Annotated in this window: 12 protein-coding genes and 1 tRNA gene; 4 read left to right on the top strand and 9 right to left on the bottom strand. The window is 60.9% G+C overall.

Annotation, left to right across the window (positions count from 1 at the left end; all coding sequences use genetic code 11):
• Positions 1–260 precede the first annotated feature (260 nt).
• From P8A24_RS01190 to P8A24_RS01180, 3 genes are all read right to left on the bottom strand, one after another.
• On the bottom strand, positions 261–863 hold the full coding sequence (locus P8A24_RS01190) for a LytR C-terminal domain-containing protein (protein ID WP_278058914.1): 603 nt from the start codon (positions 861–863) through the stop codon (positions 261–263).
• An 86-nt stretch (positions 864–949) separates the two neighbouring features.
• A complete protein-coding gene (locus tag P8A24_RS01185; RefSeq protein ID WP_278058912.1) occupies positions 950–1,312 on the bottom strand; it encodes a DUF3263 domain-containing protein in 363 nt (120 codons plus the stop codon).
• Between the two features lie 33 nt (positions 1,313–1,345).
• A complete protein-coding gene (locus P8A24_RS01180) occupies positions 1,346–1,930 on the bottom strand; it encodes a biotin transporter BioY (protein WP_278058910.1) in 585 nt (194 codons plus the stop codon).
• A gap of 241 nt (positions 1,931–2,171) precedes the next feature.
• On the opposite strand from P8A24_RS01180, the gene P8A24_RS01175 reads away from it, so the two are divergent.
• A complete protein-coding gene (locus P8A24_RS01175) occupies positions 2,172–2,840 on the top strand; it encodes a uracil-DNA glycosylase (protein WP_278058908.1) in 669 nt (222 codons plus the stop codon).
• A gap of 200 nt (positions 2,841–3,040) precedes the next feature.
• Here the strand turns inward: P8A24_RS01175 and trhO are convergent, their stop codons facing one another.
• The 3 genes from trhO to P8A24_RS01160 all read right to left on the bottom strand — a co-directional run bounded on the left by trhO (position 3,041) and on the right by P8A24_RS01160 (position 7,043).
• On the bottom strand, positions 3,041–3,943 hold the full coding sequence (trhO, locus tag P8A24_RS01170) for an oxygen-dependent tRNA uridine(34) hydroxylase TrhO (RefSeq protein ID WP_278058906.1): 903 nt from the start codon (positions 3,941–3,943) through the stop codon (positions 3,041–3,043).
• Between the two features lie 190 nt (positions 3,944–4,133).
• Positions 4,134–6,053: a hypothetical protein gene (locus P8A24_RS01165; protein WP_278058904.1), complete on the bottom strand. Its 1,920-nt coding sequence runs from the start codon at positions 6,051–6,053 to the stop codon at positions 4,134–4,136.
• Positions 6,054–6,074: 21 nt separating this feature from the next.
• Positions 6,075–7,043 carry a hypothetical protein gene (locus tag P8A24_RS01160; RefSeq protein ID WP_278058903.1) on the bottom strand — a complete coding sequence of 323 codons (969 nt, stop codon included), beginning with the start codon at positions 7,041–7,043 and terminating at the stop codon, positions 6,075–6,077.
• Between the two features lie 244 nt (positions 7,044–7,287).
• Here P8A24_RS01160 and P8A24_RS01155 point away from each other — a divergent pair, with 244 nt between their 5' ends.
• The gene (locus P8A24_RS01155; RefSeq protein ID WP_278058900.1) at positions 7,288–8,640 is read left to right on the top strand and encodes a hypothetical protein; all 1,353 of its coding nucleotides are present in this window, start codon (positions 7,288–7,290) and stop codon (positions 8,638–8,640) included.
• A 195-nt stretch (positions 8,641–8,835) separates the two neighbouring features.
• Here the strand turns inward: P8A24_RS01155 and P8A24_RS01150 are convergent.
• From P8A24_RS01150 to P8A24_RS01140, 3 genes are all read right to left on the bottom strand, one after another.
• Positions 8,836–8,908: transfer RNA gene (locus P8A24_RS01150), tRNA-Thr, on the bottom strand.
• Positions 8,909–9,136: 228 nt separating this feature from the next.
• Positions 9,137–9,979 carry a DsbA family protein gene (locus tag P8A24_RS01145; RefSeq protein ID WP_278058898.1) on the bottom strand — a complete coding sequence of 281 codons (843 nt, stop codon included), beginning with the start codon at positions 9,977–9,979 and terminating at the stop codon, positions 9,137–9,139.
• Positions 9,980–10,045: 66 nt separating this feature from the next.
• Entirely contained in the window at positions 10,046–11,836 is a 1,791-nt protein-coding gene (locus P8A24_RS01140) for a serine/threonine-protein kinase (RefSeq protein WP_278058896.1), read from the bottom strand.
• Positions 11,837–12,345: 509 nt separating this feature from the next.
• Between P8A24_RS01140 and P8A24_RS01135 the strand changes: the two genes are divergently transcribed.
• Both P8A24_RS01135 and P8A24_RS01130 read left to right on the top strand, forming a co-directional pair.
• Entirely contained in the window at positions 12,346–13,470 is a 1,125-nt protein-coding gene (locus tag P8A24_RS01135; RefSeq protein WP_278058895.1) for an ABC transporter ATP-binding protein, read from the top strand.
• A 302-nt stretch (positions 13,471–13,772) separates the two neighbouring features.
• Complete coding sequence (locus P8A24_RS01130; RefSeq protein ID WP_278058893.1) at positions 13,773–15,029, top strand: DUF4032 domain-containing protein; 1,257 nt, start codon at positions 13,773–13,775, stop codon at positions 15,027–15,029.

The raw sequence follows: 15,029 nt of genomic DNA, 5'->3' as shown, positions 1-15,029 counted from the left end.
TCCGGCGCCTCACTGGCCGGGAGATTTATCACTCGTTCACTGCGAGTGCCAACACCAATTTTGGCACTCACTGCCTACGAGTGCAAACGAATGCGCCGAGCCACTATTCCCATTTCACCGCAAGCGATACCGGACCATAAACTCACCCCGAGCGTTCCCCGGCCGGCGCGAACGCCGCGCCCTCGGGCGCCACTCGCGCACCGCCGTCGGGAATGAAAAAGGGCACCAGGAAAACCTGGTACCCTTTCTCGAAAGCTGCCCTAGCGCAAAACCACAACGATCTGGCCGCCAGCGCCAACCGCCGCTGCCGACTCGACAGCCTCACCGCCGAACTTCGCCGCCACAGCATCCGCCGTGGACTTCAGCGACGCGTCGCGATAGAAGACCGTGGTGCCCGCCGGCGTACCCTTCGCATAGTTGCCAATCTCAATGTTCGTGAAACCGTCAGCCGCAAGCGCCTTCTGTTGCTGCGCCGCGTAACCCTTGACACCCTTGCCGTTCAGCAGCATCACCGACGCCGCCTTGTTCACGTCGGCGGGGGCCGAGGATTCAGCCGGCGACGGCGACGACTCAGCAACGCTCGGAGCCGCGCTCGACTGCTCGGCAGGAGCCAGCGACGCCGGAGCAGAAGCCTGCGCGGACGGCGCCTGCGACGCCGGTGTAGAGACAACGGACTGAACCGGGGCGGCCTGCTGGGTCGAATAGAAATACCCAAACGCAACACCCAGCAGCGGCATCACGATAACCACTGCGAGCAACGCCAACCACCACTTCTTACGCGACGACGTGGGCGCACGGTGAGCACCCAGCGAGCCACGCTCGGACGCAAGCTTGTCGAATTCGTCTTGAGGAAAATCGTTCACGATCGCAATCCTACCGTGAAAATCCGCCGGTGAGGGGATACCAACGACCGATCCCAAAAGGGGAACGCGTCACGTGCCAGCCCGAGTTAGCCCTCGACGTCCAGCCCGTCAATTGGCGCCGCGTCTGGCGCAGGCCGCCCGACAGCGCCAGTACCGGATGTACGCTCGCGCATCTTCTTCCACTGGAGCTCGCGTAGGCGGCCCACCAGTTGAGGCTCCGCGGCAAACGACGCCGGATTATCCAGCACACGCCCGAGGCACAGATAGTATTCAAACGGCGCGATTTGGAACGTTTCGCGGATCGCCACCTCTTTGACGCGCGCGATCTTTCGCCACGACTTTTCAAACTCGAGGATCTGAAGTTCGGCCTTGGTCAGACCTGCTGGCTCGGCTGGCTCGGTCGGTTCAGCCGGTTCGGTCGCGCTTCGTTGATCCTCGCGTTCGTTCATGCCCTCAACGATAGCGCCAGGCGCGTGGGCGTTCTAGCGGGCGAGACGGCCGAGCGCGCGAAGAGTAGGCAGCGAGCCCGTGACGATCGCGGCCTTGATGAGCTCCCCCGGAATGAATGGGAGCAGGCCGGCGGCAAGCACTCCGGTGAAGGTGGCTGCGTTACCCATGAAGACAGCGAGCCAGATCAGCCCGGGAACGAACGGCGCCACGAACGCGGCACACATTCCAGCTGCGTAACGCCAACCTGTTGTGACCGCGCGATCCGACATCGCGCCGACGATCGCCGCCTGTGCCACCATGCCGATGAGGTAGCCGAAAGTTGCGCCAGCGAGAATCGAGGTGCCACCGGCGCCGCCTGCGAAGACCGGCGCGCCCGCCAGGCCAACGCCGATGTAAACGAGTGTGGTGGTAACGCCGCGCCTGAGGCCAAAAGCAAGGGCAAGGAGTGGAATGACAAGAGTCTGCAGCGTGATCGGCACAGGGCCAACTGGGATCTTCACCTGTGAGGCGAGAGCAATCACGGCCGCGCCCGCGATCACGAGGGCTGCGGATTGAGCAAGCGGGAGGGCCTGAATGCGCAGCGGGTTCGCGACGATAGTTGCCGTTTTCGTGGTCATTTTTCTCCTTTGGTCGATCCGAGACAGTGATCGCCTCAGCCGTCTGATGACGATATGAGCCGTCACAGCCGAGTTTTCTGTCACCACATAAGTTACTACACCGTAGGTTGCTGTTTTTGGCTTGCGCCTCGAACGTTACCGACACAACGCATCAGCGGACCACGCTCCACCCTCGGCATTGCACGCTGGAACGGTACCCGCCCCACCAGGTGGCGCTCGCCAGCGCGGTAAAGTTAGGCCCATGAGCATCGACAACATTGATCCAGGCTGGGCGCGCGAACTCGCTCCTGTTGAGGCGGACATCCACGCGATGGGCGATTTCCTCCGCGCCGAAAACGCTGCCGGCCGCGGATACCTGCCGGACGGGGCCAACGTGCTTCGTGCTTTCCGATACCCCCTCAATCAGGTGAAAGTGCTCATCGTCGGGCAAGACCCGTACCCCACCCCTGGCCATCCGATCGGGCTCAGCTTCTCGGCCAACGCGAACGTGCGCCCGCTCCCGCGAAGCCTGACGAACATTTTCAAAGAACTGGTCGAAGATACGGGCGTGCCGATGCCACCAAACGGCGACCTCACGCCATGGTCCGAGCGCGGCGTCATGCTCCTCAACAGGGTCCTCACTGTGACCCCAGGCGAGCCAGCATCGCACCGCGGAAAGGGATGGGAGCGCGTCACCGACCACGCGATCCGCGTGCTCGCGCGCCGCGAACTCCCCCTCGTTGCGATTTTGTGGGGAAAACAGGCGCAAGAACTCGCACCACTCCTCGCCGACGTTCCGATCATCCGTTCGCCGCACCCCTCACCACTGTCTGCCTCACGCGGTTTCTTCGGCTCACGCCCATTCACGCGCGCGAACGCCCTGCTCGTCACACAGGGCGCCGAGCCGATCAATTGGGATTTGAGCCGCTAGGAGAGGTGGGCCACCGCTCCTTCCACAGGGTAATACTCGCAGGCCCACTACCGTCATCGCAGAGCCATACTTCGGCAACTTGCGTTTTGGCTCACTCATATCGCATTTTTGGGCCAATATTTCTCTCGAAACACGATTTGAGTTGGCGAAAAAGCCAGCGCAGCGAGTATCAGCCTGCCCGCAGGACCTTCAACCGGCGTTCAGACCGCGAGCGCTGCGTGCTCGTCGCAGTATGCGGGTTTGCTCAGGCAGTCCTCACACACCGGCACACGGGTACGGCACGAGGGCTCGTCGCAGTTGTGGAGCCTCCCGGCTGCCGCCCCACATGTATGGCACGTTGCGAGCTTGGCAGCCTCGCCCTCGAAATCCACTACTTCGCGGTTATCGAACACCGTGAGTGAGCCTTGCCAGCGGCCAGAGTTACCGAACTTTTCGCCGTAACGCACAATCCCGCCGTCGAGCTGGTAGACCTGCGTGAAACCACGGTTCTTCATGAGAGCGGAGAGTACCTCGCAACGGATTCCGCCAGTGCAGTAGGTCAGGATCGGTGTGTCTTTAATATCATCGAACTTGCCCGATTCGAGTTCGGCAATGAAATCGTGGGTTGTGGTGGTGTCGGGAACGATGGCACCTTCGAAGCGGCCGATCTCCCATTCCACCTTGTTACGGCCGTCGAAGAATACAAGATCCGGGTTGTCGTGAATGAGGTTTTCCACCTCGTCGGGTTTGACGTGGATACCGCCGCCGATCACACCGTCGGGGCCGACCTTGAGCTCGCCTGGCGCGCCGAACGCCACGATTTCGTCGCGGACTTTCACGGACAGGCGTGGGAAATCGCGTGAGAATCCATCCTCACCGATCCCGCTTCCTTCGGACCATTTCATATCGACGCCAGCGAACGGCGGATAGCTTTTGAGCTCCTTCACGTACGCTTTGCATGCTTGAACGGTTCCGCCGAGAGTCCCGTTGATACCGTCCTTCGAAATGAGAACGCGCCCGCGCAGGCCGAGTTTCTCGCCGAGCGCCTTCTGCCACATTTTCACGGCGAGCGGGTCAGCAAGTGGCGCGAACTTGTAGAACAGCAGTACTTTCGAATCGGTCATTTTCTCTCCCTCGGTTTGGGTGCGGGGCGGCTTTCCCGACGCCGGCGGGGTTTGCACACCAAGCTAGCGTCGGTGTCGACGTCGGCTGAAAAACGGGACGCTGTCGTTGGTGTTCATTATAAGGGGCGACAGATGAAAGGAGCGCTGATCGTCGGTGTAGTGACGATCAGCGCTCCACAGACCCTGCGGGTTACATGAGGTCGTTTTCCGACCACTCGCCCTCAACAGGTTGCTGCGGTGCCGGCTGCGCCTGTGGAGGCACTGGCTGACCCGGCATCGGCTGGCCCGGCATCGGCGGGACCGGCTGGCCCATCGGCTGAGCCGGCGGCACTGGCTGACCCGGATACGGAGGCTGAGCCTGTGCCGGTACCGGCTGGCCGTACTGGCCTGGCATCGGCTGGCCCTGTTGCGGATAGCCGGCCGCCATGGTCTGCTGAGCAGCCATCGCCTCCGCCTGGGCGCGAGCCCGTTCCTGGGCTGCGGCGGCACGCTTTTCCTTCATGTCCGCGAGCTTCGCAGCGATTGCCTTGCGTTTCCACACGCCCAGGCCCACGGCGATCAGCACGAGAGCGCCGACCACTCCAAGGGTGATCCAGGCGCTGGTCGCCATACGCGAGGCGGTTCCACTCACATCGAAATTGCCGGTGGTGGAAGTCTCGGTTGCAGATTCTGCGCTCTTGTCGACACTGTAGCCGTCAAGGCTGAACGTCTGCTTAACCTCCTGCCCCTCGGCGAGGGCAATTGTCGAAGCGAAGGTGTTCGTGTAGGAGAAGTAGACGCCGTCAGTGAACGTCCCGGCCTCCGGATTCTCCCGAATCGCAAACTCCGAACCAGGCGCGTATCGGCCGAGCATGTTGTTCAGTTGCTCGTTCGAATCTGCCTTTAAGGTGAGCGTGTAGTTCACCTTGTCGCCACTCTCGACGCTTTCAAGCTCGCCCTGGTCAGCGCGGTTGACGATGCTCTTGACGGCATCACCAGCACGCTGCGCAACATCCTTGGGCAGCGACATCTTCACAACCACAGTGCCGCCGTCCATCCCGAGCGTCGAATCAACCGACACGTCGGAGAACAGCAGATTCATGGTCATGTCGATTTCACCGTTCTTACCATGGATCTTGTCGTTTCCGTGATTTTCCCAGCCCTGGGCCGGGGTGAAGGTGAAGGTCGTGTTCGGGTTCGTCACCGAGCACACCCCGCCACAGTTCATTTGCGCTTCGATCTTACGGGTCGGAAAACCGGTGCCTTCTTGAACACCGGCGGTCTCCTTGATCGCAAACGACGGATCGCCAAGAAGCTTGACAAGCGACTTATTCGCCTCGTCGAGGTTTGCCACCGTGTAGGCAACCTTCACGCCCTGGAACTCGCCGGAGAGATCGGCAACCTCCGCGCCGTCGGGCTTGACCGAATCGATGTACTTCGTCAGCTCGTCCTTGGGGTAATCAGTACCGGAAAGGTATCCGAAGTTCGCGCTGATCGCGAGCCCGTCCTTGACTTCTTCGAGGGCGATCGCAAGATCGTTCACGCCTTTATCCTTGACGTCAACAATGTGCAGGCGCGAGCCGTCCGACTTGTGTTCCTTCCCGTCGAACGTCACCTTCGAATCGCCGTTTTCGAGCACGTTTCCGCGCTGATCTTCGTCCACAACGCGATCTTCAACGAGACCATTCGGGAGCCACTTCATCAAGGCGAGAGAATCGTAGTTTTCGCTGATCTGCACGCCGGTGACGAGCCCCTCCGTCGTGATCGCAATCTGCGGATCGGCGTTGGCATCCTGGGTGGATGCCGAGAACACCGACTTGATCTTCTCGCGGTAGGTTTCCAGGCTGTCGAACTCGAGGGTGAAGGTGGCGATTGTTTTGTCTCCGTCCTTCTTTAACCCGGAGTACGTCAGTTCCTTCGGAAGGTGACGGCGAATCGACTTGTCGATCGCGTCGTTGCCGCCGTGGACCTGCTTTTGAGCATTTTCGTCGAGCTTAGGCAGGACCAGCGTAATGATTCGCTTACCCGACGTCGGAGATTCCATTTTCAGCTCAGTGTTCACCTTGGCACCACAGGCACTCAAGGCGAAGGCGAGGAGAAGCGCAACAAGCGCGCCTAACTTTTTCTTCACGTTCTTCTGCCTCTACCTGAATCAGAACGGACGCATGATCTCGAACATGATCTTCAGCATCGCCCAGATCACGAAGGACTGACCGAGGGTAAAGAGCGCGTACGAGGCAACGTACGGCAGAGCGGCGGACTTCTGGAAACGGCCTTCGCGGCTCACCGACACGTAGGTGAGGAACTCAGCCAGGAGGCCAGCAAAGCTCAGGACGAAGAAGAACACCGGCATCAAGAAACCGTTCATACCCGCAGACGGGATGAGCGCCACGAGAAGAACAACCGGAAGCGCCACGATCACGGGCGACACGTTGTAACCGAAGAGTGTTGCCAGGCGCAGGAAATTCGAACGCGAGCCGCGGCGAGCAAAAACGATCATGAGGCAAGCGATGCGGATCACGAAAATCAGCGCGATGCCCACAAGCAGGATCGCGAGAATGCCGAACCACTGACCAAAGGAAAGTAGGAAGTACGGAATGTACGAATCAGCAATACGGTTCAACTGGCTCGTCGGAGCGCCGAACATACCGCCAAACATCGATACCAAACCAGCGCCGATCGTGGCGGAACGCCCAATGAGAATGGAGAACAAGAAAGCGAGGGCCCCAGTGTACACACCGAGAACCGCGAGCCCGTACTTGGGCTGGATAACCGACGCAACGCCCTGCAACGCGGCGCCCTGCCAGATGTGACGAAGCGACCCGAGGAAAGTCTGGAAGAACACGCCAACTTTGCCCGGAGCGGCCGGAGCCACATACTGCGGCTGACCCGGGTAGGGCTGGACCGGCTGCTGCACTGGCTGACCTGGATAGGGCTGCTGGTACTGCGGCTGGGCAGGTGCCTGGTACTGCGGCTGGCCAGGCTGCGCGGGATACTGCGGCTGGCCAGGCTGCGCGGGATACTGCGGCTGGCCAGGCTGCGCGGGATACTGCGGCTGGCCAGGCTGCGCGGGATACTGCGGCTGGGCAGGCTGATCTCCAGGGTTCGGAGTGGTCGACATTGGAATCTCCTTGTAGATAGTGAATGGGGAACGTGTGCGGTTACCCATTGCGTTCATAAAAGATATGTAACGTGTGCAGTTACCGCGTTGCAATTTTACGCAATAATTATCCGACTTTCTGGGGACGTATGTCCGAAACCGCCGATTTGCGCTGACTTCTACCGACTTTCACATTATTTGTGCGCTTTACCTCTATACGCTTTCGCCGCTATCGTTTGACATATCCACGGAAAAAGGAGAAATCGTGAGCAACGAGAACGCACAACAGCCGCAGCCGACGTCGGGCCAGCCTCCGGTACCGCCGTCGTACCCGTACCCGCCCGCACAGTTCCCGACCGGCGGTGGCGAGTTCGACTATCTGGACGAACCCGCGCCGACGCCGAACGGGCAGCCCTACCCGGCGGCACCGCAACCGCAGGCTCCAGTTCCGCCCATGCCCGCAGGCCAGCCGTATTATCCCGCTCCGGCAGGCCAGCCCTACCCCCAGGCTCCGTACGGACAGCCGTACCCGCAGGCTCCCACCCCGCAGGCTCCAGTTCCGCCGACGCCCGAGCCAGTCGCACCACAGCCGACGCCCGAGCCAGTCGCACCACAGCCGACGCCCGAGCCAGTCGCACCACAGCCGCAGATGGCAGCTCCGGCACCAGCACCAGTGTCTGAACCCGTTGTTTCCGAGCCGGCAACAATGATGATGGCCCCCACACAGCCCGCTGCCGAGCAGACCGCGCCGATGTTCGTGCCCGCCGCAACGGCTCAGCCGGAACCTGCACAGGCCGCCGCACCGGCGTCGTCGGCTCAAACCGCCGAGAAGAGCCGCCTGCCGCTGTACCTGCTGGTCGCAGTGCTGGTCATCGCAGTCGTCGGCATCTCGGCGTACCTGCTCCGCTCGGTACTCCTGACGAACCACAGTCTGTCGGAGCCCGCAGCTACCGCGAGCGCACAGGCCACACCCAGCGAGCAGCCGTCGGGCGCCGGCGAAGACACCTCACCGAACGCGATCGCCACGTTCGCACAGAACATTGGGTGCGCCTCGCCCGATAGCGACGCCGCCGCGATCGACACGTACGTGAAGGCGGTTGTGGGTGCGGGCGAGTGGGATGCCGCGCACGAATCTGCCGTCAAGAATGCGCTGCGCGACATCGACGGCACGTGCCCGAAGTCGTATTCGGCTGGCCTGAAGAAGGCTCTCGAGGGGGCGAGCGCGAGCGAGCTGACGGCACTCAATGGTGACTGGCTCACTGCGGCGCGCCCGGCATCGAGCGACGCGCTCCATAACTCCTCGTTCACGACCAACGCGCAGAACATTATGTGTTCGTTCGAGGGCGATTCGGTTTCGTGCACGATCAAGGGCTACAACTTCCCGTCGCAGCCTTCCTCGTGTGAGGGCAAGCCACAGACTCTCACAGTGAACACGGCCGGCGAAGTGAAGTTGCACTGTGATTCGCAGGTCTCCTCCTCCACGGTGGTGCCCTACGATTCCCAGATCGCGAATAACGGATTTGCCTGCACCACATCGGAGTTCGGTGGCATCGAATGCTGGAATGAGCTCACTGGTAACGGTTTCCGTGTGAAGCGAGCACAGGCTGAGACGTTCTGACCTGGCAGAAGCGTGATTGCGTGCCGTGTCGGGTTTCACCCCGCCACGGCACGCGTTGTATAGATAGTTGTGCAGATGCGCGGCATAAGGAAGCGCCTAGGAATGCCAGAAGTGACGCTCCGGATGGCTGAGTGCAGGAGGGTTGAGGAGAAAAACTGCACCCGCGTAAAACCGCGCAAAGTGGGCAAAAAAGAGAGCCCCCTGTCGGACTCGAACCGACGACCTTCTGTTTACAAGACAGATGCTCTACCAACTGAGCTAAGGAGGCATGGGCCGGGCAATGCCTGGCCAACGGGGAACATTTTGCCAGAATGAGGCGGGGAGCGCTAGTTATGCGCTCCCCGCCTCATTCTGTGGCCAGAGGGCCGGCGCGATCAGCGTACGTGCGACCGCGGTTTCATGTGAAATGGCTGGCTTATCGCCTTGGCCGGCTCAGTGCGGAGCCTGGGCCTTGCGCATGTGCTATCGCGCGACCAGTCGATGGAGTTTTCTTCGATTACTGAGTGGCCGGTGGGATCGGCTTGCCAGCCGCGACGTCCGCGAGCATCTGCGGGAACTGCGCGATCGCGACGTCGACCTTCTTGCCGTCCACGGTGACCGTGGGGGTGGCGTTATAGCCGGCCTTACCGAAGGACTGTGTGGCCTCAGAAACGTAGTTCACCCACTCAGAGGAGGTGATCGTGGCGGCCATATCCTCCAGATCCTTCTCCTTCATTCCGAGCTTCTTGGCAACCTTCACCGCATCTTCCGGGGTTGCCTGGGTGGCGGAGGTTTCTGGGGTCTTCGCGCCTTCCTCCATGAGGGCCTCGAACATCGGACGCGCGATCTCGGGCGCGTAGGTGGCGGTGTAGAACATGGCTGCCGCACCGGTATCCGAGAATGGCTGACGCAGAATGTTCACGGGGTAAAACTTGAAGTTCACCGAGCCGTCTGCGCTATGGGAGTTGATCGCGTCTTTGTTGGCGAGTTCGAGCTGCTGGCAGAACGGGCAGCGGAAATCGGCATAAATTGCCACTTCCGGCTTGCCTTCTTCTTTCTTGCCAGCCTCACCCTTGGAGTTCACAGAGATTCCGTAATCCTTATCGACGTTCTTCACTTCGAGCGGACGGGCAGTGCCGCCATACTTCGCCTCATTCGAGTTGGTGGTGAGAATCGCGATCGTGGTGGCAATGACGGCGATCGCGACGACGATCGAAACGATGATGCCGATGATCTTGTTGCGCTTGGCGCGCTTTGCCTCTGCCGCCTTGAGCGCGCGAGCTTTCTCGCGCGCTGCTGTGCGACGCTCTTCCTTCGAAAGCTTTGTGGTTGAGGTGCCTGGGGTTCGCTTGGATGCCATGGTGTCCTTCCTTCCGCCCGACGCCGGGTTCGAGCTCCATCCAGAGATTTCAGTTGAAAGTTTAACCTAAAAGAAGGTGTGGCCGATAGGCACAAAACTGACAGAGCTTCCGCTTCCCCAGTAGGCAAAGGCACCGACGGCCGCGACGATCGCCATGAGCACCCACAACATCCGATATCCGGTAGTGGGTGCAACGTTCTCCATCACGTGCCGGGCGCCCTCTCGCGCCTTATGCGACGCGGCGAACGCCCACATCATCACCAGTGCGATCGCGACGACGGCGGTGTACAGCGGCCGCGAGCGTGCCAGATCCATGCGGGCCAGCAGCCAGCCGATCCCGATCGCTACGCCACCGCCGACGAGCGCGGACAGCGCGATCCGGAGCGCACCTGTAACGAACGCCCATGGTAATCGCGCCACAGAGCGGACCGATTCTCCCGAGTATGGCCCACCCCTGCGGTACCTGCGCCCCATGAGTTCCTCGCGTGTATCTCCGACGACGTCAACAAACCACAGCACCGCAATCACTCCTGAAAGCGTCAGCCAGGGATATATCCCACCAAGAAGCGCGAGCGCCACACCCACGATGAGGAAGAACAGTGGGAACGTGCGCGGTGGTTTCGTCCAATAGGGCACGCTTGCTGGGAGAGTCGACATGGCTTCAGGGGCCAGTTCGGGTTCCGCCGGAACGGGAGGGTATGGCCCCATGCGTCCTTGAGGTTCGTACGATTCAGGAATCGGCTTCTGAATATGAGGCAACGCCATCACCTGGGTAGGATCGGGAACAGCGGTATCCACTTCGTGCACCGACGACGGTAAGCCATTCTCGGGAAAGCGTGGGAGCGGTGCTATCCGTGTCGAATCAGGATCCCACTGCTCCTCGGCCTCGCGATCCCACTCGATCGTGGCGCCCGGATCTGTTTCTTCTTCCGGATCCCACTGGCGAGTTGCCTGTGATTCCACCGGGGTGAATCTCGGAGCCTCGGCGGGGCGCTCAACCTCACTCGCGTTCACCACCTGCGTGTGGCCTGCGGGATCTGCGCTCATGCCTTCAACAGGAATCGCAGGGGCGAATCCGGGATCTGCAAGCATGTGGGTGAGCGTGGCGTACGAGATTCGTGAGCCTTCATTCGCAGAGAGCGCCGAGAGGAACGCTGCGGCCAACGGCTCCGACAGGCCCTCGAGATCCGCCTCGCCTCGGAGCACACGGTTCATCACCGCAGGCGTATTCCCACGGCCGAACGGCGGCCGGCCCGTAGCCGCGAACGCGAGAACCGCAGCCATCGACCACCAATCGGCTAGTTCATCGGGGGCGGATCCGCGGATCACCCGCGGATCCGCCCACCCCGGCGTATGTGTGAGTGATCCAGTTTGTGTGAGCCTCAGATCGTCTCCCAGCTGGGCGATGCCGAAATCGATCAGCACCGGCCCATCCTCGCCGAGCATCACGTTTGAGGGCTTGAGATCTCGGTGGAGCACGCCCTCCGCGTGGATCGACTCCAAAGCCTCTCCTAGCTCTTGGGCTAACTGCGCCAAATCCGCACCCGTGAACACGCCCTGCTCAGCCACATCTTGTTCAAGTGTGGGGCCATCAATCAGCTCGGTCACAATAAAAACATCAGGTTCTTCCGTTTCCGCATCCAAAATCTGCGCAACAAAACGCCCATGAACGCGTTGCATCATCGCAACTTCGCGGCGTAGCCGTTCGCGCGCACGCGGATCCGCCGCGAGCGCCGGATGCAGGAGCTTAAGCGCAACACGCTCCCCTCCGCCGTCGACAGCCTCGTAGACCGTCGACATCCCACCCACGCCGATCCGCTCGATCAGGCGGTATCCGCCGATTTCTTGACGTTCCACGTTCATTCCTTCCGAAAACCTCCTCCCATTGTGCCGCATCCGGACGCTTTTACCGCGTGAAATAAGTACACCCCAGGGGTACGACACTTTTTCGCGATCACTTCCGACACCCCACCGTCGGAAGGTGCACCACCGCCGCCGTCGCCGTCGCCGTCGCCGTTGCCGTTGCCGTTGCCGTGCATAACTCCCTCAAATCAGCCAGGCGTTGCCACATACGCAACGCCTCAACAAACTGATTGAGTTACGCACGCAAACCACGCCCCGACGTCAGCGCACCCGTGCACAACTCCCTCAAATCAGCCAGGCGTTGCCACATACGCAACGCCTCAACAAACTGATTGAGTTCTGCACCAGCTTGCTCCCCGAAAACATCAATTGAGGTAGACCTGGGCGCGAAAATATGCGAAAATCGTCACGGTGCTCACACCGACGTGGGCATCGTGTCTTTTATATATAGGCACCTTTCACTCGGATCGTCCGGCACGTACCTGCCGGTGGAGGGACCAGCAATGGCAACCGTTACTTACGAAAACGCTACCCGTATCTACCCGGGAAACCCCAATCCTTCAGTTGATTCCCTGAACCTCGAGATCGCCGACGGCGAGTTCCTGGTTCTCGTCGGCCCGTCGGGTTCCGGCAAGTCAACCGCACTGCGCATGCTCGCAGGCCTGGAGGATGTGAATTCCGGAAAGATCTTTATTGGGGATCGCGACGTCACGGACGTCTCCCCGAAGGATCGCGATATCGCTATGGTCTTCCAGAACTACGCTCTCTACCCTCACATGTCTGTTGGCGAGAACATGGGCTTCGCCCTGAAGATCGCCGGCGTGGATAAGAACGTGATCAAGGAGCGCGTGGCGAAGGCCGCAGAGATTCTCGATCTCACTCCATACCTTGAGCGCAAGCCGAAGGCACTGTCTGGCGGTCAGCGTCAGCGTGTTGCGATGGGCCGCGCGATCGTCCGTGAGCCGCAGGTGTTCCTCATGGACGAGCCGCTGTCGAACCTCGATGCGAAGCTGCGTGTGCAGACCCGTACCCAGATCGCCTCGCTCCAGCGCGAACTCGGCATTACCACCGTGTACGTGACCCACGATCAGACCGAGGCTCTGACCATGGGCGATCGCATCGCCGTGCTGAACTTCGGTGTGCTCCAGCAGGTTGCTTCCCCGGCAGAGATGTTCTCGCGTCCGGCGAATGCGTTCGTTGCAGGCTTCATCGGCTCGCCGGCCATGAACCTCGGCCAGTGGACTCTCGATGGCGATGTGGCCCGCTTCGGCGACGCATCGATCCCTGTTCCGGCCAACATCAAGGCGGGCGTGACCGCCGAAGATGGCGGCAAGATCATCGTTGGTCTGCGCCCTGAGGCATTTGATGTGGTGGCAGAGGCTGAGGGTTCGATCCCGCTGAAGGTGACCTTCGTTGAGGGCCTCGGCTCGGATGCATACGTGCACGGCCACATTCTTGGCCAGGAGCGCGAGGCTGAGCGCTTCGGTTCGGGCGATAACTCGGACATCGTGACCGTGCGTACACCTCCGACGATGAACCCGCTCCCGGGCACTGTCGTGTATCTGCGTCCACAGCTTGAGCACGCACACTTCTTCTCCGCCGCGTCGGGTAACCGCCTGGGCGACTGAAGATAACTTGCTCCGCCACGTCGAGTAACCACACGGCCGAGCGAGGATCACGCTCCCCGCGGGAATGCATCCCGCAGGTGTGAACGCCAAGGGGCCGGAGCTGGAAACAATCCAGCTCCGGCCCCTTCGCTGTGCCCACCCGCCCAAAATGAGTGTCGATTTGCGCATCCGCGGCCTCGCGTTCCACAGATACTCAAACGCGCACTCATTTTAGACAGCATGTCCTTACCACCACCCAGAGCCGCAACCCCTCCTCGTCCGGGTAGACTAAGCCCAGAACACGCAAGTGAAAGGATCAGCGAATGCCACAAAAGGCGCTCCAGATTACGTCGGCAAAGGTTGTGCCGGCGCTACTCGATCTGCCGTGGAACATTCCGCTCGAGGAGTGGCCAGAAGATCTGATCGCCACGCTCCCGCGCGGCATTTCCCGCCACGTAGTGCGCTTCGTGAACCTCGAGGGCGAGATTATCGCGATCAAGGAGATCGGCGAGGAGGTGGCACTGCACGAGTACGAGATGTTGCGCGATCTGGACCGCATCGACGCCCCATGTGTGGAAGCACTCGCCGCGATCACGGGCCGCTACGACGATTCCGGTGAGCCTCTGAACGCCGTGCTCATCACGCATCACCTGCCGTATTCGCTGCCCTACCGCGCGATTTTCTCCCAGCAGTCCACGATGCGCCCGGAAACGGTGGGCCGCCTGATCGATGCGCTCACAGTGCTGATGGTTCGTTTGCACTTGATTGGTTTCTTCTGGGGTGATGTTTCCCTTTCTAACACGTTGTTCCGGCGCGACGCCGGCGAATACTCGGCTTACCTTGTGGACGCGGAAACGGGTGAGCTGGAGGCGAATCTTTCCCCGCGCAAGCGCTCCTACGATATTGATGTGGCCCGCACGAATATTATTGGCGAGTTGATGGATCTTCAGGCGGGCGGGATCCTGGACGAGGAGTTCGACGCGATCGCGGTGGGTGATCGTTTCGAGGAGCGTTACCATGCACTGTGGGCTGAGCTGACGGCGGAGGAATCGTTCTCGCTGTCGGAGCGTTGGCGTGTGGATGAGCGTATTAACCGCCTGAACCAGTTGGGTTTCGATGTTGGCGAGATGTCGATGACCACGGATATTGGTGGCACTCAGCTCTCGATCCAGCCGATGGTGGTGGACGCCGGGCATTATTCGCGCCAGATCATGCGCTTGACGGGCATGGATGTGGAGGAGCAGCAGGCTCGGCGCATGATGAACGATTTGGATTCGTATCGTACGCTCACGGGCCGTGATTCTTTGCCGCTATCCGTGGTGGCGCATCAGTGGATCACGGAGGTTTTCGAGCCGACGGTGAGCGCGATCCCGCGCGATCTCGCGGGTAAGTTACAGCCGGCGGAAATTTTCCACGAGGTGCTCGAGCATCGCTGGTACATGTCGGAGAAGGCCGGCCACGACGTGCCGATGGATGAGGTGATCCAGTCGTATATCAACGACGTGCTGGTTCATCGCCCGGACGAGCAGGCGCTGATTCCGCAGACGGAGACCACCTCGATTCCCGTTGTGATGGATTAG

This window comes from Arcanobacterium wilhelmae, assembly GCF_029632765.1.
Classification (GTDB): domain Bacteria; phylum Actinomycetota; class Actinomycetes; order Actinomycetales; family Actinomycetaceae; genus Arcanobacterium; species Arcanobacterium wilhelmae.
This window is presented reverse-complemented; position numbering and strand designations above follow the sequence as displayed.

Excerpts from the sequence above, each read along its gene's own strand:
- P8A24_RS01185 (WP_278058912.1), bottom strand. The coding sequence starts at position 1,312 with ATGAACGAACGCGAGGATCAACGAAGCGCGACCGAACCGGCTGAACCG.
- P8A24_RS01180 (WP_278058910.1), bottom strand. The coding sequence starts at position 1,930 with ATGACCACGAAAACGGCAACTATCGTCGCGAACCCGCTGCGCATTCAG.
- P8A24_RS01175 (WP_278058908.1), top strand. The coding sequence starts at position 2,172 with ATGAGCATCGACAACATTGATCCAGGCTGGGCGCGCGAACTCGCTCCT.
- trhO (WP_278058906.1), bottom strand. The coding sequence starts at position 3,943 with ATGACCGATTCGAAAGTACTGCTGTTCTACAAGTTCGCGCCACTTGCT.
- P8A24_RS01160 (WP_278058903.1), bottom strand. The coding sequence starts at position 7,043 with ATGTCGACCACTCCGAACCCTGGAGATCAGCCTGCCCAGCCGCAGTAT.
- P8A24_RS01145 (WP_278058898.1), bottom strand. The coding sequence starts at position 9,979 with ATGGCATCCAAGCGAACCCCAGGCACCTCAACCACAAAGCTTTCGAAG.
- P8A24_RS01135 (WP_278058895.1), top strand. The coding sequence starts at position 12,346 with ATGGCAACCGTTACTTACGAAAACGCTACCCGTATCTACCCGGGAAAC.
- P8A24_RS01130 (WP_278058893.1), top strand. The coding sequence starts at position 13,773 with ATGCCACAAAAGGCGCTCCAGATTACGTCGGCAAAGGTTGTGCCGGCG.